This is a genomic window from Petralouisia sp. (genome assembly GCF_056822245.1).
Map to the genome: position 1 here is coordinate 1 of NZ_JBQIOP010000013.1, position 17,692 is coordinate 17,692.

At 48.0% G+C, this 17,692-nt stretch carries 13 protein-coding genes; 8 read left to right on the plus strand and 5 right to left on the minus strand.

Features of this window, described 5'->3' with window-relative positions:
* Window positions 1-65 precede the first annotated feature (65 nt).
* On the minus strand, window positions 66-689 hold the full coding sequence (locus ACTO17_RS06875) for a chemotaxis protein CheC (protein WP_172537333.1): 624 nt from the start codon (window positions 687-689) through the stop codon (window positions 66-68).
* 1,428 nt (window positions 690-2,117) lie between these two features.
* The gene (locus ACTO17_RS06880; protein ID WP_482557388.1) at window positions 2,118-3,281 is read right to left on the minus strand and encodes an alpha/beta hydrolase; all 1,164 of its coding nucleotides are present in this window, start codon (window positions 3,279-3,281) and stop codon (window positions 2,118-2,120) included.
* A 153-nt stretch (window positions 3,282-3,434) separates the two neighbouring features.
* On the opposite strand from ACTO17_RS06880, the gene ACTO17_RS06885 reads away from it, so the two are divergent.
* Together ACTO17_RS06885 and ACTO17_RS06890 are read left to right on the plus strand one after the other, a co-directional pair.
* A complete protein-coding gene (locus tag ACTO17_RS06885) occupies window positions 3,435-3,866 on the plus strand; it encodes a hypothetical protein (RefSeq protein WP_172537331.1) in 432 nt (143 codons plus the stop codon).
* A gap of 46 nt (window positions 3,867-3,912) precedes the next feature.
* Entirely contained in the window at window positions 3,913-4,695 is a 783-nt protein-coding gene (locus ACTO17_RS06890) for an SDR family NAD(P)-dependent oxidoreductase (RefSeq protein ID WP_482557389.1), read from the plus strand.
* A 55-nt stretch (window positions 4,696-4,750) separates the two neighbouring features.
* Here the strand turns inward: ACTO17_RS06890 and ACTO17_RS06895 are convergent, their stop codons facing one another.
* Genes ACTO17_RS06895 through ACTO17_RS06905 form a run of 3 tightly spaced genes read right to left on the minus strand, consistent with a single transcriptional unit; the run spans window position 4,751 to window position 10,438 of the window.
* Window positions 4,751-5,584, minus strand: coding sequence for a hypothetical protein (locus ACTO17_RS06895; RefSeq protein WP_482557390.1), 834 nt, complete (start codon window positions 5,582-5,584; stop codon window positions 4,751-4,753).
* Window positions 5,568-7,661, minus strand: coding sequence for an ATP-binding protein (locus tag ACTO17_RS06900; protein WP_482557391.1), 2,094 nt, complete (start codon window positions 7,659-7,661; stop codon window positions 5,568-5,570). The genes ACTO17_RS06895 and ACTO17_RS06900 overlap by 17 nt, the downstream gene beginning before the upstream one ends.
* Window positions 7,658-10,438: an AfsR/SARP family transcriptional regulator gene (locus ACTO17_RS06905; protein ID WP_482557392.1), complete on the minus strand. Its 2,781-nt coding sequence runs from the start codon at window positions 10,436-10,438 to the stop codon at window positions 7,658-7,660. Before ACTO17_RS06905 ends, ACTO17_RS06900 begins: the two co-directional genes overlap by 4 nt.
* Before the next feature lie 359 nt (window positions 10,439-10,797).
* On the opposite strand from ACTO17_RS06905, the gene ACTO17_RS06910 reads away from it, so the two are divergent.
* From ACTO17_RS06910 to ACTO17_RS06935, 6 genes are all read left to right on the plus strand, one after another.
* Entirely contained in the window at window positions 10,798-12,534 is a 1,737-nt protein-coding gene (locus ACTO17_RS06910) for a phage tail sheath family protein (RefSeq protein ID WP_482557393.1), read from the plus strand.
* Between the two features lie 64 nt (window positions 12,535-12,598).
* On the plus strand, window positions 12,599-13,024 hold the full coding sequence (locus ACTO17_RS06915; protein ID WP_172536381.1) for a phage tail protein: 426 nt from the start codon (window positions 12,599-12,601) through the stop codon (window positions 13,022-13,024).
* 100 nt (window positions 13,025-13,124) lie between these two features.
* Window positions 13,125-13,493: a phage tail assembly protein gene (locus ACTO17_RS06920; RefSeq protein WP_482557394.1), complete on the plus strand. Its 369-nt coding sequence runs from the start codon at window positions 13,125-13,127 to the stop codon at window positions 13,491-13,493.
* Window positions 13,494-13,495: 2 nt separating this feature from the next.
* The gene (locus ACTO17_RS06925) at window positions 13,496-13,675 is read left to right on the plus strand and encodes a DUF6760 family protein (protein ID WP_482557395.1); all 180 of its coding nucleotides are present in this window, start codon (window positions 13,496-13,498) and stop codon (window positions 13,673-13,675) included.
* Window positions 13,676-13,750: 75 nt separating this feature from the next.
* Window positions 13,751-14,191 carry a phage tail protein gene (locus ACTO17_RS06930; protein ID WP_482557396.1) on the plus strand — a complete coding sequence of 147 codons (441 nt, stop codon included), beginning with the start codon at window positions 13,751-13,753 and terminating at the stop codon, window positions 14,189-14,191.
* A 20-nt stretch (window positions 14,192-14,211) separates the two neighbouring features.
* Window positions 14,212-17,667 carry a hypothetical protein gene (locus tag ACTO17_RS06935; RefSeq protein ID WP_482557397.1) on the plus strand — a complete coding sequence of 1,152 codons (3,456 nt, stop codon included), beginning with the start codon at window positions 14,212-14,214 and terminating at the stop codon, window positions 17,665-17,667.
* The last annotated feature ends 25 nt before the right edge of the window (window positions 17,668-17,692 follow it).

The following is a 17,692-nucleotide window of genomic DNA, read 5'->3' on the forward strand; positions in this document are numbered from 1 at the left end:
GGGAAAGGGCCATCCGGCAGTTCCGTCCGTATGAAAGACCACCTTCCGTATTGAAAGACCGCCCCTTAAACCGGAAGCCCCAATTTCTCAAACAATGTATTCATAGAAGAATATTCCAGAATCAGAATCATACTGCCCTTAATCTGCGTGCCGGAGATGCAGAAGCTCTCATCAATATAAAGTACCTTCCTGCCCAGTGAATCGAAATTATGGGTGGGAATGGACAGAATGTTTCCCACCGTATCAATATGATCCTCCGGCGGGGTAATGTTGATAAATGTATTTGTCATCTTGGCGATGGAGTTGATGTAAGCGGCAGTGGTGATATTGCCCATTTCCCGTACCACGGATAAATCCATTTCAGTAATGTCGTCAAGGGAAGTGATTTCTTTTTCATAAAATGTGTTGATCAGCTTTTTGGCAAATTCTTTCTGTATAATCTGCAGCATCATTCCCTCAATGTCTCCGTCCAGCGTAATGGTAAGGCCCAGGGCAAGTTTGTCGGGGCCGCCCAGAAATTGGGAAACGTCCTCAAAGTCAACGAGGTGAATGTTGGGAATTTCAATATCCACAAAGGTATTCAATAAAGTTGCCAGTGCAGTTGCGGCATTGCCGGAGCCGATATTTCCTATTTCGGTTAATACGTCTACTTGCATTTCGTCTAATTTATCCATGTCTGTTACGCCCATAAGAATCTCTCCTTAACAAATTTTTCTTTCATTATACCATACTGTGGCCGGAGACTGCAATCAAACAAAATGGTTTGTCTGACATTTATTGCCAGAATGTGTTAAATTAAATGAAAAAAAGTTTACAAAATATACATTTTTTGTTAATTATGTCTGTAAATTTATCGGTTATACTATAAATAACGACAAAAGTATTGGTAAAATACGACAAAGGCGGAAAGTGTATGAGAAAACAAAACAATAAGGGTTTATTTTTTAAGTTTCGTGTGCTATTTTATATGACAGCGGCTGCGTGGTGTCTCCTGACAGCAGGAAGATTTCATGCGGCCCGTTCTTTTTGGAAAAATATAGAAAAAGAACCGGAGCCGGCGCTTACCAGCATGGAGTTCCGGTATGAAAAGAAATTTCAGAATACCTTAAGCCATTACCGTTTTTTCGGAAGCCTGTACCAGTCTGAATATTCCAGTCCGGTGCCGGGCCTTAAAGCTACAGATATACTGGGGAAAAGCTGCGGGCAGATGGTGCCCCAGGGAATTTGCATCGCCGGAGATTATATGCTGATCACCGCCTATGACAGCGGGGAAATTACCGGGAAAAATACCAGAAGAAAAATGTATCCGTCGGCGCTGTATGTATTGTCAAATCAGAACCCGAAGGAACGCAGGCTTTTGACCACCATTATACTGCCGGACGTCAACCATGTGGGCGGAGTGGCATTTGACGGCGCAAATGTCTGGATCGCAAAAAGCACCGACAGGCAGTGCAGTGTGATTTCTTATGAAAGAATCCGGGAAGCGGTTGATTCAGGAAAAAGCAGCGTGGAGCTTCTGAACTATGATCAGAACGTGCCCTGCGGTGTGATCGCTTCTTTTGTAACCTGGCACGATAATAAACTGTGGGTGGGAACTTATACCAACCGAATCAGCGGAAATGGGTGGCTGCGGAGTTTCCAGGTGGAAAAAGAAACTGGGGTTCCGAAAGAGAACGGCGAATCAGGTCACAGCTTTACCCTGCAGAAACAGGATGAAATTGTCATACCGGGATTTGCCAACGGAGCCTCCTTTGTAAAACGGGGAGAAAAAACTTATCTGGCAGTTACCACTTCCAGAGGACGCTATTTTGATTCCAGAGTTTATTTCTATGAGGTGTATCAAGATATTTATACAGGGAAAAACGTATATTATTCCTATTCTTCCTGCAGATTTCCGCCAATGGCGGAGGAATTGATCTGCGACGGGGATTCCACCTATTTTCTGTTTGAATCCTCAGCTACCTGTTACAGTACGCCTGTGTACCGAAAATGCAGCTATCCGGTGGACAGAATCTGTGCAGTTTCCACCTGGAAGCTGTTTCGGCAAAATCAAAGCGGCGCATGGCAGAGAAACGATATGGGTTCTGTAGGGAAGCAGACGTTGCTCCATCCGGGCGCTACTTTGCAAAGGGGGCAAAAAATGCAAGCATATTTTCACTCCATTTCCGGCAGGAAAGATCGTACCCAAGACCTGTTCCGTGATTTCCGGTGGGGAATATTTGGCATAAATGCGGTATGCCTGCCCTGGCTAAAGCGTCCTTCAGACGGACGGTATTGCTTGCAGGGACACAGTCATCGTCCTCGTTGGCGAAGGCATAGGTCAAAGGATAGTCCGGCCCGATATGCTGCTCCACAGAAAGCATTTGCCGGAGTTTGGGATCTCCTTTTGTGATATTGATACAGCTTCCTTCATGGTAATCAGACAGGAAGCTGATTACCGGGTACAAAAGCCCGAGACCGTCCGGCCGGGCAGACACCTTTTGAAAGAGGGAAGCCAGAGGCCCGTTTTCCGGCGACGCTTCCATTAAAGCCTCCAGGACAAGCTCTTTCAGAGCTTCAGGGTATAATGCCTGGCTTGCGCACAGATGGCCGCCGGCAGACGCGCCTACTGCAAAGACACGATCCGGATCGATGTCGTAAAGCTCTGCATGGGCCCGCACATGCATGATTGCCAAAGCCAGATCCATTTGGGGCAGCGGATAACTGTTGGGGCACAGACGGTAATGAAGTATAAAAGCTTTATACCCTCCGTCCCGTTCCATCCGCTGAGCCAGCTGAATCCCCTCCCGGTAGGTGGAATGTGTCTGGTACCCTCCGCCGGGACAGATTATGACAGCAGGCCGGCGGCTCTTTCTGTGGGTGTTTGAAGGAACTGCCTCAGAAGGGTAGGGAGGAATGGAGGATGGCTCGGCAGTATGGGCAAACGCCTGCTGCTCCAGGGCAGGATTGCCGGTAAACAGCCACACGCCTTCAGTGGTATCCAGGTCTGCGTCCGGAATCCAGGTATTGTCATCCGGCGCCGGCCGCCAGAGAGGGATAAATAGAAAACGATGGTTCTGGATGGTTTCTGTCAGCAGCAGATTTACAGCGCTTACAAAGTCCTCTGCAGGAAAAACCGCGCCCCATTCCGTTCGATCTTCCTGCTGAATCTGCTCCATGGTATACCGACTGTGCTCCGGCGGAATGCAGGCAGTCCAGTTGGAGGGAAACAGATTTCCGATGGCCCGCCGGACAGGCCCGGTATCCATAATTTCCAGAAAAGTATGATTTGTGGTAAACAATGGTATCATCTCCTTGTATTGTATGTTTTTTTATTGTACTACAGCTTTGTCAGTATGTAAATATTGACAAAGGCCAGACAGGAGAATTATACTGGAAATAGAAATTCTGCGGCATTGAGGCTTTATTCACGGCAGAAGAGGAGGGAGGATATTATGGGTAAGGATACACGTCTTGTAAATATTTATATCAAAATACACAACAAGCGCACGCTGACCATGGAGGATTTGAAGTATTTATCCAAATATGATCCGGAGTGTTTTGAGAAAACCTGCAGAAATATTGTATATAAAATACCGGAGACCAAGGAGATTCTGCAGCCTGAAACCCAGGAGCCGAAACAGCTTCCCGAGCCGCTGCCGATGTTTGAAAAACCGCCCACGGACAAACAGCAGATTGAAGCGGTGCTTTCGAATCTAAAACAGATGGAGCTAAAACGGCTGCCGGTGGAGGAGGTTAACGCAGAAGAGGTGAAGGAACTGTTGGGCAGTCTTTATATGGAGCTTCTCTTCCCCCATAATGACAGGCAGCGGTTTTTTAATATGGAGGATCATGAAGAATTGTCAGTATTTAATAAAAAGGTTTGACTTGGTGTGAAGTACTGAAAGACAGGAGAAAGGAATCAGTGGTAAAATGAAAAAATATGCGGTAATTACAGGGGCAAGCTCTGGAATCGGAAAAGAATTTGCAAAAATACTGGCAAAAGAGGGGTATGCCCTGGCGCTTACTGCCAGAAGAGGAGACCGTTTGCGTAAAATGGCAAAACACTTAAAAACAGAATGCCGGATTGTGGAGGCCGATCTTACCAAAGAGGAGGATTGTTACCGCCTCTATCAGTCTGTAGCGGAGCTGCCGGTGGCAGTCTGGATTAATAACGCAGGCTTCGGCCATTGCGGCACGTTTAAAGAAGGGGAACTGGAAAAAGAACTGGATATGATTTCCGTCAATGTCCGGGCTGTGCACCTTCTCACAAAACTGGTATTAAAGAAGATGGAACGCCAGAACTACGGCTCTATTTTAAATGTGGCTTCCTGTGCAGGGCTGATGCCTGCCGGGCCTTATATGGCGACATATTATGCTACAAAATCATACGTGACCAGCCTGACCCGGGCCATTGCGGAGGAACTTCGGTATGAAGGGAGTCCTGTTTATGTCGGGTGTCTCTGCCCCGGTCCGGTGAATACGGAATTTAATGAAGTTGCAGAGGTGGAATTTGCCTTAAAAGGGATCAGTCCCGCCTGGTGCGCCCGTTATGGATATCAGCAGATGAAGCGGGGAAAAACAGTAATTGTTCCAAAACTTTCCGTAAAATCAGCAGTAACTCTGGGCCGGTTTCTGCCGGAACCGTTATATATACGGATCGCGGCCCACCAGCAGAAAAAGAAGAAATTCGGCCGTAGAAATGAAAGGCAGTAGTTACGCTGTATTTTGAATTTTCAGAAAGTTCAGAATGCCGTGAACGGTCACGGATTTATTGGGGATTTTGTTCTTCCGGCGGTGTCTCAGGTTCAGCAGGCGGTATCTCTGAAGAAGCGGCGGTATCTTCTGAGGCGGAATAAAAATGTCTTTTTGGGAAGTGTTCGTCCCGTTTTTTTTCTTTGCCTTCCGGTACTGCTATTGCTGCTTTTGACTGGGAACGCCCGCCGGCCCGTTCTTCTTCGGCGCGCTGATCCAACAGCAGCTGCAGGTCTTTGCAGAGCTGGCGTTCTTTGGATTGCTTTCGCTGCAGCCGGCTGTTAAGGGTGTCTATACGCTGGTTTTTCTTCCGGGATTCTTCCAGAGACAGTTCTTCGGATGTATTTTTTAAAAATTTCAGTTCCTGTTGTTCGGATTCCTGATCCAGGAAGCCGAAGGCGTCCTGCAGGGTTTGGTGGCCCTGGGTGTTCAGCAGGTGTTTCATATATTTCAGGAAACGGACGCTTTTTGTACTGTCTGTCATATCGTAGAAGAGCGCCTGGCTGCGCAGGGGGACTTCAGAGGCAAACAGCGTCTGCCTGCCGTCCTTTTTTATTTTTTTCATGGAAGCAGGATTAAGATGCTTTTCTTTTTCCGTGTGGAGAGGAGTGCCGGGGGCTTCCAAAGCTTCCAGTGAAAATCCATGCGTCTGCTGTTTACGTTTTTTCTCCTGATGCAGATAGTTCAGTTTTCCGTAAGAATTTTTTATGGTTTCCGGTTCTGATTTTTTTGTTTCTCCGGGCATCCGCCGGTGTTTTGTCTTTTGGGGTTCGCTGGATTCCCGGTGAAGGATCGCCTGTCCTGATTCCCAGCGCTGTTTTTTTTGAGGTTCGCTAAAATAAGTGCCCATATTCTCCATATTCCTTTCGGCTGAGTTTTTTTCCGCTTTTTTCCAGCTCGTGGCTGAGCCCTTTTAAGATCCGTTCCATGGTCAGAAGCGGTTCCGCTGCTTCAGCAGCAAGAAATCCGGCGTAAATCAGAGAATTTTTGATGGCGCTGCCTGACACTTCAAATTGTTCTCCCAGAAAGCGGAAATCAACTTCTTCTGATACTGGCAGCCTGGAAGGAATCATAGACTGCCACATTTGCCGGCGCAGGGAGGCGTCGGGAAGAGGAAAGTCTATGATATCGCTGACCCTGCGCCGGAATGCGCCGTCAAAGTTCTGCAGGTAATTGGTTGCCAGAATACTGATGCCTTCGTATTCTTCCATTTTCTGAAGTAAAAAGGCAATCTCCATATTGCTGTATTTGTCATTGGATTCTTTAATTTCCGTACGCTTGGAAAACAAAACGTCGGCTTCGTCAAAGAAGAGGATAGCCATGGTTTTTTCTGCCTCCCCGAATATGCGGTTCAGCTTCTTCTCTGTCTCCCCGATATATTTGTCTACAACGGCAGGCAGTTCTGCCCGGTAGAGCTCCATGCCCAGTTCCCCGGCCATAACCTGGGCCGCCATTGTTTTGCCGGTGCCCGGAGGGCCGGCAAAAATCATGGATACGCCGTTGCCGTAAGCTGACTTTTCCAGAAATCCCCATTCTTCATAGACAAGTTTCCGGTTGCGGATGCGGTTAATGACATGAAATAATTTTTGTTTGGGCAGCTCCGGAAGGATCAGATCCTTCATCTGGTAAATACTGCGTATTTTTTTTGCATACTGATCCAGGGAATGGGAGGATACGCCCAGAACCGCTTGTTTTAAATGTTCGCCGGTAATCCGGCCGGTTCCTGCGGCCAGGGAATAGGACTTGGCAAGCTCCAGAATTTCCCGGGTTCTGCCGGGCAGGAAATTGTAGCGGCTGAGAAAATCGGTGCGCACCCTGTCTTGCTCCCACTGGTAGGCAAGGGTGAGCTGCCGGTACAGTTCTTTGTCCCTTTGTACATCCTGGGGCCGGATGGAAAAGGGGAGGTATTGCCGGCGGAAAATATTGTTTTTCACAAGGTTTGGTTTCTCTCCCAGCAGGAAAATTGTCTCTTCTTCCTGAAGCCGGCTCAGAAGGGGGCAAAGGTCTGTCTCATAAGCCGGCAGTTCAATGGCAAGCATGGCATGGTTCAGGAGGCATTCTGCCTGAATGTCCCGAAGCTGGGCCTGGGACTCCAATTGTTCCAAAGATATCACGGCAAGATTTTGCTCAAAGCTTGCGGCCAGGTAGGCGTAATTCAATTTCCGCCCGCTTCCCTCAGGGCCGTTCAGATATACCAGCTTCTGGCCGGGAATCTCAGCAAGGCAGGAGGCAATTCTTTCCCAGAGACGGATGGATTCTCCCAGGTAAGGCAGGGTTGTTTGGCCGCCTGCGCCGGATTTGCCGGTGTCATCGGAAGGGGTGCCGGCAAAATCTTCTTTCTGGAAGTACCAGGTAAGGCCGGGGATATGGATTGGTTCTGTCAGGATCCCTTTCAGAAATAGGAAAATCCGGGGAACAATTCTAAGCCGGAGGCCGCATGCAGTTTCATCCCATTCCCGTTCATAGATCACGGGGGCGGACTGGCAGAACAGTTCCTGCAGGAAAGAAACACTTTCGCCGCTATTTAGGAAATTGCTTCTTTCTTTAGCCAGAAAAAGCTGCCAGATATCAGAAGTAAGGCTTTCCCCCTTTAGCCCCGTATACAGTGCCGCCGCTAACAGCAGCAGTTCCTGCCGCTCTAAGCGGGCGGTGAGCGCCAGGTAGAGAAAAGGAGAAAAGATACCCTGATCAACGCTTGCAGCAGCTTTTTTTAACAAAGCAGAAAAGGTTTTTCCGGGATTTCTGTCATTGGAATCCGTAAACGGCAGGCTGCCAGGGTTATCCGGATTGCCGCCGTTAAAAAAAGGCTGACTGTGATCGGATGCCGCAGGCTGCGGGAAGCCATTGGAGGGGCAAAGCCCGCAGGCGCAATCTCCCCATATCAATATATCGTCTAAAAATTCCCTGTAATTTTGGCAGTTCTTCATAGTTCCTCCTGGGCCACAATCTCTTTGAAAGTTTTCTTAAAATCCAGTTCCAAATCTTCCTGATACAGTTTCAGCATCCGGTCATATTGCTGTTTTGCTTCGGATTGCCTGCCGCTTTTATACAGACACCCAATCAGCCGGGTCAGGATTTCTTCATTATAGGGATCTGCTTCCTGCATCCTCTGAAAAAAAGGTATGGCTGCGTTTGGCTGCTTTTGGGAGACCCGCACGGCAGCGCCTGAACGGAGCGCCTTCAGGTATTGGTTCTCCAGCTCTTTTGCAGTTGTGTAGGACCACAGATAGCCGCTGTTTCCCATGTAGCTTCCGGGATAAAGAGAGAAGATTCTTTCCGGATTGCCCGCGGCTGCAGTTTCATCTTTGAAATAGGCAGCTAATTCTGATAAATCAGATTCCACAAGCTGTATATTCAGGGAATATTTCTTTTTCTCATAGCAGATCAGATCCTCAAGGCCTTCCTGGGAAAAAGACTGCCGGATGCTGTAGAGGGTGGTATGAAACAGTGCAATTGCGCTCTTGATGCCTGCTTCCGGCCACAATAATTCCACCAGCACTTCTCTGGAAACGCTGCTGCCCTGAAGATGGAATAAGTAGGCAAACAATTCCCGGGCTTTTTTGGTTCTCCATTTCATTTCCTGGTTTGGAGAAGCAGGAAGAAATACTGAAAAACAGCCCATGCACTGAATTTTGATTTTCCCGGATTCCTTTGGGCCCGGGGCTTCCTGTTTTGTTTTTACGGGAATCAGGCTGCGGGTATCCACGGTATTTCGGTGAAAGGACTGGATTTCAATTAAAATCTGCTGATGCTTTGGAGTGAATCCGGGATTCCATATGCAGTTTTTCTGTAAAAAGCAATTGCCGGTCCGGGATTGTTCAATGGCTTTGCGGTAATTTCCGCTCTCCCAGGATAAAACAGCCAGCATTTCCCAGGCGATGGCCGTTTGCAGCGTTTCATATTCTGAATGCTGAATCATTCTTTTTGCGGCCTGTCCGGCGGCGGGATAATCCCCGGACAGGTAATAGGACTTCATCTGTTCTGCAAGGATGCAGTTTCTGAGAAGGAATCCCTCTGCGACAGTTTCTGTTCCCGGGCTTTCTGCGGAAAAAACCGGCCCTGAATCCCCTTCCGCCTGCATATCGCAGGGCTCGGGATCCTGAACTGGCTTTGAAACCAGTTGGGGAAGGATCTGCCAGGCGGCGGCAAGAAAGCTGCCTGGCTGAAACTGGGCTCCTTTTTTGATTTGTTCTGTAAGAAAGGCGAAGGCGTCCTCCAGCTGATGAAGGCAGCATTTTAACTTTACCTGCTCAGTGCAGATGGCTTTGGCCGTCTCATTCCAGATATGTCCGGGATATTCGCCTGCCTGTTTTAAATATGAACCGGAAACCTGAAGGTCGCCGGAGCGGCGTTTTACCGCTGCCAAAAAAAGAAGGACCTTTTTGTAATCCTTCAGCCTGCCTTCTTCGTAAAAAGCTTTTCCGGCCTGTTCTATCTGCCGGAGGGACTGGTCTGCGCGGCCTAATGCCATTAAATATTTGCCGTAAATGAATCTGGCTTTCGGGGCCAGTTCACAGCGGCTGGTTTCAAGAAATACAAACCAGCGCTCCATGGTTCCGTAAAGCCGTTCTTCTAACATGGAATCGCCGGAAACTTCCAGCACAGCCTGGACAATATCTGCCGCGCTGCCCCGGCAGGCGTATTCGGCAGCCTGGATCCTGTCGCCTGTTTTCAGCAGGAAATAAGCGGCGGCCCGAAGGGTTTCCTGCTGTTCTTCCAGGGGCGTCTGGGATAACAGAAACCGCTGGAAAATGGAATGATAGCGGTATAAATTGCTGCCGTCTCCAAGAGCCTGGACAAAGAGCATTTCATTCACCAGATAGTGGAGCAGGCTGTCTGAGTTATGGATTCCCGCGATTTTATTGCAGATGGAAGGGGTCATATAGTCCAGAACGGCAGTCTTTTTCAGAAAAGTCTGAATGTCAAAGGGCAGCTTCCGGTATACCCTCGTCATAAAATAATCGGAAATCTCTAATTTTTCGCAAATATTTTGTATCGTGTCTGAGGTAACGGCCTTTTTCTGCTGCCGTAACTGCAGCATGATCTGCGCAATGCCTACCGGCCATCCTTCCGTAAAATCATAGATCAGTTTTGCCCAGTGAAAGCGGCTGCTGTTGGAAGGATCCAGCAGGGAAGCAATTTCTTCCTGTGTGAATTTCAGTTCTTCCATGCCCAGGCAGGCAGCCTGCCCGCTTTGGATATATTTGTCAAAATAGCTGGGAAGGGCGCGTTTTTCCACAAGAAAAAAACGGATTTTAGGTTCCATGGTTTCTATTAAAATATCCAGCAGGTTGAAAATGTCAGGGTTGGAGATTTCCTGAAAATCATCGAAAATGATGTTCAGAAAGTCAATTCTCTCGTCCAGCCAGACCACAAGCTGTTCCATTACAATGTCGATGTTTTCCAGAAGAGACGCGGAAACGGTGAAATCCCCGTTAGGACTCCCAAGGGCATACTGAACAGATTTCGTGAAGTTCTGGATAAAGGACATCAGGTCATTATCCGTTTCGCTGATGCTGTACCAGGCGCTTTTCCCGGAAAAACTGCGCACGTAGTGGGCCAGGGCCTGGGTTTTCCCGTAACCGGCCCCGGCATTCAATATAATAATGCCTGCTTCTGAAGAGGAGAGCAGGGCGTCTGTCGTCCGCTCTGTATAGATTTTGTTTAGGGTTGGTATCTGGATTTTGCTGTTTTCATTCCTCATGTTGCTGTGTCCTTTTGCGCGCATTCTAATACCACAGCGGACGTTTTATATTTGGATCCGGCAGTTGCTGTGTATCGAAATATAGATTGTTCGCTGGAGTACCAGGATAATATTTTATTTGTCTATCATACCGCAAATCACAAAAATTGCAGGGGTTTTTTCACCGATTGCATTTTTTAGGGTACAATTTGTGTCAATACTTCAGAGAAAAAGTAAATTTGTTTAGAATTTTGTTCAGTGGGAGAGTTTATAATTTAAAACATCAGACAACAGAACTGTTATGTTGTTGTAGAGTGCAGTTTTTAAAAGGAAAGGAGGTAGCCGGCATTAGCGGCGGAGGCTGCTGGTGCTGGAAGATTATGGCTGAATATTTATCACCAGGCGTATATGTAGAGGAATTTGATTCAGGCGGAAAGCCAATGGAAGGCGTTGGTACGAGTACAGCCGGATTTATCGGACTTGCCGAGAGAGGCCCGGCGGAGGGAGTTCCGCAGCTTGTTACCAATTTTGCAGATTTTAAGAGGAAATTCGGCGGATATCTTTCTGAGAATGAGTACGGAGAATACCGGTTTTTAGCTTATGCGGTAGAGCACTTTTTTGTAAACGGCGGTTCCCGCTGTTTTATCTCCCGCGTGGCGCCGGGGGACGCGAAACCTGCCCAGGCAAGAGTTCCGGCTCAGGATACGGTGCTTCGCCTGAAAGCGAAGAATCCGGGCTTATGGGGCAACAGCATGAGTATTGTGGTGACCCCGGCAAGCAAGGCTAAGACGCAGATTTTAGAAGAGCTTGAAACCGCCGACGGAAAACAGTATTCCGTCAAAAGTTCGGCAGGCTTCCATGAAGGAGATGTGGTTGTATACAAGGACATGACCAATGTGGTATACAATCGGGTAGTCAGAAGCCAGGACAATATTATTGTTTTTGAAAAAGAGTTTGAACAGGATGTTGTGGACAAGAATCTGCTTCCGTCAAAGGTAATCTCCACCTGCGAATTCAATCTGGAAGTAAAATTTGACGATATTGTGGAATTTTATGAGAATTTGTCCTTCAATGTAGCGATTCCCAATTATATTGAGAAGAAAACTGCAAAATCTGATTTGATTATTGCAGAGTATGTGGGAAAACCAACCAGCGAAGTTGTAGCTCCTTTTGACGAAATTGCAGGGGCAGACCCGGAGAAGGCGTTCTCCGTCATTGCTTTAAAGGGCGGCAGCAACGGTTCTGTTTCCAATATCAGCGCGGCAGATTTTATCGGCGTGGATAAGGGAGCAGGAAAGAGAACGGGCATTCAGGCATTTTTGGATAACGACAGCGTTTCCATTATGGCAGTTCCCGGGGTAGTGGATCCCAACGTACAATTAATGCTGGTAGCCCACTGTGAGAATCTTGCCAGCCGGTTTGCAGTGCTGGATATGCCGAGAGACGCCAGAAAGATGGACGACATCATTGCTCACAGGGATATTGTGGACAGCAATTATGCTGCAATGTACCATCCATGGCTGGAGGTGTTTGATCCGCTGGATAAAAAGAATATGGCGATTCCGCCGTCCGGTTCTGTGATTGGAATTTATGCCCGCAGCGATACTTCAAGAGGAGTGCATAAAGCGCCCGCCAACGAGACAGTAAGGGCCTGCGTAGGGTTAGACTGCCAGTTTAACAAAGGCGAGCAGGATATCTTGAATCCCAAGGGAGTGAACCTGATCCGCTCTTTCCCGGGGCAGGGCATCCGTGTCTGGGGCGCGCGTACAGCCAGCAGCGATCCAAGCTGGAAATACATCAATGTGCGCAGGCTGTTTATCTTTATTGAAGAGAGCATTAAAGCAAATACCAATTGGGCGGTATTTGAGCCCAACGATGAGGTTCTGTGGGTGCGTGTGAAACGGACCATTGACGTATTCCTGACAGGGCTCTGGAGAAATGGGGCGCTTGCAGGATCTGCACCGTCGGAAGCGTTTTTTGTGAATTGCGGAAGAAACACTATGAGCCAGGATGATATTGACAACGGAAGGCTGGTCTGCGTCATCGGCATCGCACCGGTGAAGCCTGCTGAATTCGTAATCTTTAGAATTTCACAGAAAACAGGCGATTCCGTATAAGAATGACGGTGCAAGAGAACATTTCTTCAGGAAATAAATAGTCAGAAAGGAGCGTTGTGAAGAGATGGCAAGTACTCCATATGGAAAATTTAGATATAAGGTGGAAATAGACGGTTTAGAGGCCGGAGGTTTTTCGGAGGCATCCGGATTTGACGCATCCATTGATGTGATTGAATACCGGGAAGGCGATATGGTTCAGACGCCGCTGAAGCTGCCCGGATTGAAAAAATATGGGAATATTACGCTGAAACAGGGCGTTGCAGATTCCATGGTAATGTATGAATGGATGATTGCCGGCGTGGAAGGGGAAGTGGAGCGCAAGACGATTACTATTACCATTTTGGATGAGACTGAGACTGCTACGGCGTCCTGGCAGGTAATCAATGCATGGCCGGCAAAATATACGGCGCCGGATTTCAATGCAACTTCTTCCGAGGTTGCAATTGAATCGCTTGAAATTGCCCATGAGGGAATGACCAGGGTTTCCTAATGTAATCAGCAGGGGATGGCGGAATAAAGCCAGTACAGAATATGGCTCCGGAGAGGCGTAAGTTCTCCGGAGCTGACAGGAAAGCAGGAGGGAACGGCAGATGTTTGAGACAGAGTTTTCTTTTGTCCTGCCCAGAGGGTATGTGGACAGGGAGGGAAATCTCCACAAAGAAGGAAAGATGCGCCTGGCTACGGCTGCAGATGAAATTATACCGCTGCGTGACCCGAGGGTGCAGCAGAATCCCGGATATCTTGTGATTATCCTGCTGTCCAGGGTGATTACAAGCCTGGGAACCATGCCTGCGGTGGATACAAAGGTAATTGAAGGGCTTTATACAGCAGATTTGGCATATCTGCAGGATTTGTATGAGCGGATTAATCAGGCGGAGGTTCCTGTTTACCGCACAGTTTGCCCCCATTGCGGGGAAGAGATTAAAGTGCCTGTAAATTTTATGGAAGCCGGGCCATAAATGTGTATCCGGCGGACAAAATTTATGAAGAGGCGGCGTTTATTGCCTATTATGTCCATTGGAGCCGGGAAGATGTTTTGAATCTTACACATAATGAACGGCTCCGTTGGTGTAAAGAAATATCAGAAATAAACAGAAAAGTCAGCCATGAACCGCCGAAAAACGATATTTTTAAGATTTAATCCCGGCAGAAAGTAAAAATGCGGCAATTACTGAGAATGTATCTGGCAGGCGGGACGGCTTAAGAGGTGAAATACATGGCAATACAGAATAATCTTGCAAAGAGAACCAAGTTTAAGGTGATATTAAACGGAAAACCTCTGGGATTTTCCAAGGTATCCAATATCTCTGCCACGATGGAATTTGAAACGGTGACGGAAGGCGGGGTGAACGACAGGGTTCATTATCTGCAGAAACCCAGACAGTCCATGGATAAGCTGATTTTGGAATACGGAATTGCCAGCGGAGAGTTAAGCCGTACTACCCTGACGGCGGGATATGAGCTGAAAAAGGGAATTATCATTATGGTAATGCCGGAAAAAGGGATGATCCCAACGGCAACTTATCAGGCTAACTGGGGTGTGGTGACTAAGTGGGAAATTGACACATTAGACGCTACCAGCAGCGGCCTGCTGATTAAGAAAGTGGAAATATCCCACAATGGATTAACAGAAACCATTAATAAAATTGGATTATAAGAGACGGTTGAAATAGTCAGATGCTAAAGTTACGAGAGCCTTTTTCACAGAAAGTACATCTTCATATCAGACAGGATATGCTGCAGCGGCTGTGGGATAAGTATGTTCCCTCTGCTTCGCCGGAATATGGGCAGATACAGCTTATTTATCTGGATGAGGGAACAGGCAGAAGCATACAGCAGCCAGAGCAGGTGCAGCTGCTTTTGAACCTGGTGATCCGGAATAAAAGAATGCAGATGGGGCTGGAGCAATCTCCTGTTTTGGCAAAATTCGGCCAAAAACAGCTGGCAGGAAGCCTTAAGCGGATGGAGCGGTATTACGCGGCACAGCTGAAAAGCTGTGATTTTGTAATGTACCGGACTGTAAAACAGTATTTTGCACTGCTTTCCCAGGCAGTGAAAGAGGAACAAAGATACCGAAGCTGGCAGAGAACCTGCGGGGCCGTTGAAAAGCAAAGGGAGGAATACCGTCTGCTTTCTCTTTTTTCTGCCCGCCTGCGGGAATATTCAAAGGAATATTCTGTTCAGGCAATGCGGACATTGGAGAAAGAAGTAATCCGCCTTTTCTCAGAAACAGAGTATCGGATTTTGGCGGAACACGCCGTCTGGCAGGAGAAACAGGAATTTCTTGCATACCTGAAAGAATGCGATGAAATATGGTGCAGGGACACGGTCCGGCAGCTGGAAAAGGAAAAAAGCGTACGTCAGGTTTTTTATTCTGTCCGGCAACAGTCTGCACGGGAAAAACTTGTGGAAGCAGTCACAAGGATGGGCCAGAAAGAGTTTTGTTTTGTATACCATCGGATGGCAGAACGGACAGGTGATGTCCAACAGAGGGAAATATGGAAAAGAAGCAGGCAGGAGATGCTTCGCTTTATAGAACAGACAGAACCGGAGGTATTGCAGAAAGTCTGGGTGCAGATGGAAAAATCAGCCGAACAGAAAGGAAAGTCTGCAAAGCAGATAAAAAATTCGAAACAGATGGCGGCTGAAGAGAAAACTGTTTTCCGAAATACCCCGAAATCAGTCCGGCAAATCCGAAAAATTTTGTCAGAGAGAATGGAACGTTTGCAGGAACAATACCGGAAGGAAGAGATCAAAAGCCTTCAGAAACAGGCTGCCGTGATGCTGGAGAAAGATACTTTTCAGGAGATTGCGGAGATTGTGGATATCAGGCAATTGACGGCTGACTTCTCAAAAGACGGCGTCTCTGATGTGTTTGACAGGCTGGATCAGGAACGGGAACTATGCAGGGAAAGAATAGAGCGTCATCAGGCTCAGGCTTTTGAAACTTATCGGGAATTCTGTCATCAGGTATTGCCAAAGGACTGGCAGGCGCAGGATCAGGCAGATCATCAGGCAGAACGGACATTTCTCAGCCGGCACCGTCACGAAGTGACCAGGGAAGAGGTTTGGAATATCCGCAGATGGAGCAGGCTGCTTTTGGAAGTTTTTCCGGCAAAGCAGGAGCAGAGGGGCGCGGAACCCTCTGAAAAGGAACTGCCCGCAGGACAAAAGGAAAGGGTAAATCAGACAGGATCAGCCGAACTGATACATACGATCAAACAGATCAACCGCCGGATGCAGGAACAGGGGACATCCGGTGAAAATGTAACATTGAGCTGGCGGGAAAATCCTCCGAAAGATCCTGAAATTCAGGGATTGTTGGAACACATCAGGGAATTGAAAGAGACACAGCAGACAGAATTTATCAAACATCTGGCAGACATGATTCTGATTTTGCAGCAGGCGGATTTGTCCCATGCTGTACAGGAAAGAAGCGCAGCAAATACGACGCCCCAGGCAAAAACAGCAGGCTCTGAAGAATCAATACGGATGATGGCAGAGAATCTGTTGCACCCCCGGAACAGGAAACTGGCCGAAAGTCTGTTACAGACCCAAAACAGTCAATTTGCCCAGCGGTTCTTTCAGGCAGGGCATAAAGATTTAATGGGAAAGCTGCTTCAAATTGAAAATGGAGAAGCTGTTCGCCGGATCTTCGAGGGCGGAGATAAGATAGAAGGCATATCTCACTGGAAGATTTGGGAATGGGGGAACGCTCTTTTCAGCCATTTTGAGTATGAACAGGGACGGCAGGACGCAGACATCTTACCGGGAGGGCAGCAGGAAGCGCTTGTTTCTGAAAAAGCCGGGCAGCAGGAAGCGCTTGTTTCTGAAAAAGCCGGGCAACAGGAAGCGCTTGTTTCTGAAAAAGCCGGGCAGCAGGAAGCGCTTGTTTCTGAAAAAGCCGGGCAGGAGGATCTGCAGACCCAGGTGATACGTCGTCAGATTGAACTGGCAAAGGACAGGAATCATCTGCAAAGGCTGGTACGCCAAATTAATCACAGGACAGACGCAGAGCTTTCGGATACAGATGTTAAGCTCAGTATGCCGCCGATTCAGGAACTTTTACATAATATCCGGCAATTGGATGAAACGCAGTATGGAATCCTTGTAAAAGAACTGTCAGAAGTGATTAAGGTACAGCAATTGCTGGACGGCGCACAGAAATCCTGGACAGCGGCGGAACAAGAATTTCCGGAAAGAATTTCAGAGATAGAAAACAGGGGAGCTGCCAGCCAGAGCTCCGGGGGCGGTGAAAGGATAGAAGATATATCCCAGGGAAAGATGCGGGAATGGGGGAACGTCCTTTTGAGCCATCCGGAATATAAGCAGGGACAGCAGGAGGCTGACGTCTTATCGGAGCGGGGTGAAGATGTAAAACCCAGCATGCCGCAGGTGCAGGAACTATATGTGGCAGAAAATAGTCCGTCTGCAGCCCGCAGGGAACGGGACAGGCGGGAAGCGCAGCAGTATCCGGCCGCTATGTATGCTGTTTTGACACAGCGCATTCAGCAATTCGAAGCGCATAGGCGCATGGAAGTCGGCAGGGAACTGCGGAAAGCAGAACAGGTTCTTGGCCTGACGGTTTTCAGGAAAGGAAATATCGGGAAACGGACGGAAGAACCTGCCGATACAAAAGCATCAGCCTATGATAGGATGGAACCTGCCAATGGGAAAATAGCAGCACATTATGAGAAAGAATATTCCGGTACACCGGAAGAAAATAATGCGGCAGAATATTTTCAGCCAGAGGTCTCAGGTAATATCATGGAACACTACAGCCCGGAATCTTTAGGACTCCGTGTTCTGGCTGCTCCAGACAGAAGTTTTGCAGGAAGCCAAAATGTCAGGCCGCCTTCTTACCGGATTCAGGAACTGGAATATTCCCTACAGAAAACAACTGCATGGGAGGAAGAACAGCAGAGAACCAGAATCCGCATGGAGACAGAAAATGCCCAGATAAAATCCGCACAGGAACAGTTGGACAAAAAACTGAAGGAAGTGGAGCAGCAGCTGAAGAAAACAGAGGGTGCAGCGCAGGCGAAGGAAGATGTGAAATCTTTGGCAGAACAGGTGAAAAGGCAGCTTTATGAAGAATTGCATGTGGAGAAGCTGCGCAGAGGATTGGTGTAAAACAAATCCGGGAAGGGAGGAACCG

Excerpts from the sequence above, each read along its gene's own strand:
- ACTO17_RS06910 (WP_482557393.1), top strand. The coding sequence starts at position 10,798 with ATGGCTGAATATTTATCACCAGGCGTATATGTAGAGGAATTTGATTCA.
- ACTO17_RS06875 (WP_172537333.1), bottom strand. The coding sequence starts at position 689 with ATGGGCGTAACAGACATGGATAAATTAGACGAAATGCAAGTAGACGTA.
- ACTO17_RS06930 (WP_482557396.1), top strand. The coding sequence starts at position 13,751 with ATGGCAATACAGAATAATCTTGCAAAGAGAACCAAGTTTAAGGTGATA.
- ACTO17_RS06920 (WP_482557394.1), top strand. The coding sequence starts at position 13,125 with ATGTTTGAGACAGAGTTTTCTTTTGTCCTGCCCAGAGGGTATGTGGAC.
- ACTO17_RS06895 (WP_482557390.1), bottom strand. The coding sequence starts at position 5,584 with ATGGGCACTTATTTTAGCGAACCTCAAAAAAAACAGCGCTGGGAATCA.
- ACTO17_RS06915 (WP_172536381.1), top strand. The coding sequence starts at position 12,599 with ATGGCAAGTACTCCATATGGAAAATTTAGATATAAGGTGGAAATAGAC.
- ACTO17_RS06900 (WP_482557391.1), bottom strand. The coding sequence starts at position 7,661 with ATGAAGAACTGCCAAAATTACAGGGAATTTTTAGACGATATATTGATA.
- ACTO17_RS06935 (WP_482557397.1), top strand. The coding sequence starts at position 14,212 with ATGCTAAAGTTACGAGAGCCTTTTTCACAGAAAGTACATCTTCATATC.
- ACTO17_RS06890 (WP_482557389.1), top strand. The coding sequence starts at position 3,913 with ATGAAAAAATATGCGGTAATTACAGGGGCAAGCTCTGGAATCGGAAAA.
- ACTO17_RS06885 (WP_172537331.1), top strand. The coding sequence starts at position 3,435 with ATGGGTAAGGATACACGTCTTGTAAATATTTATATCAAAATACACAAC.
- ACTO17_RS06905 (WP_482557392.1), bottom strand. The coding sequence starts at position 10,438 with ATGAGGAATGAAAACAGCAAAATCCAGATACCAACCCTAAACAAAATC.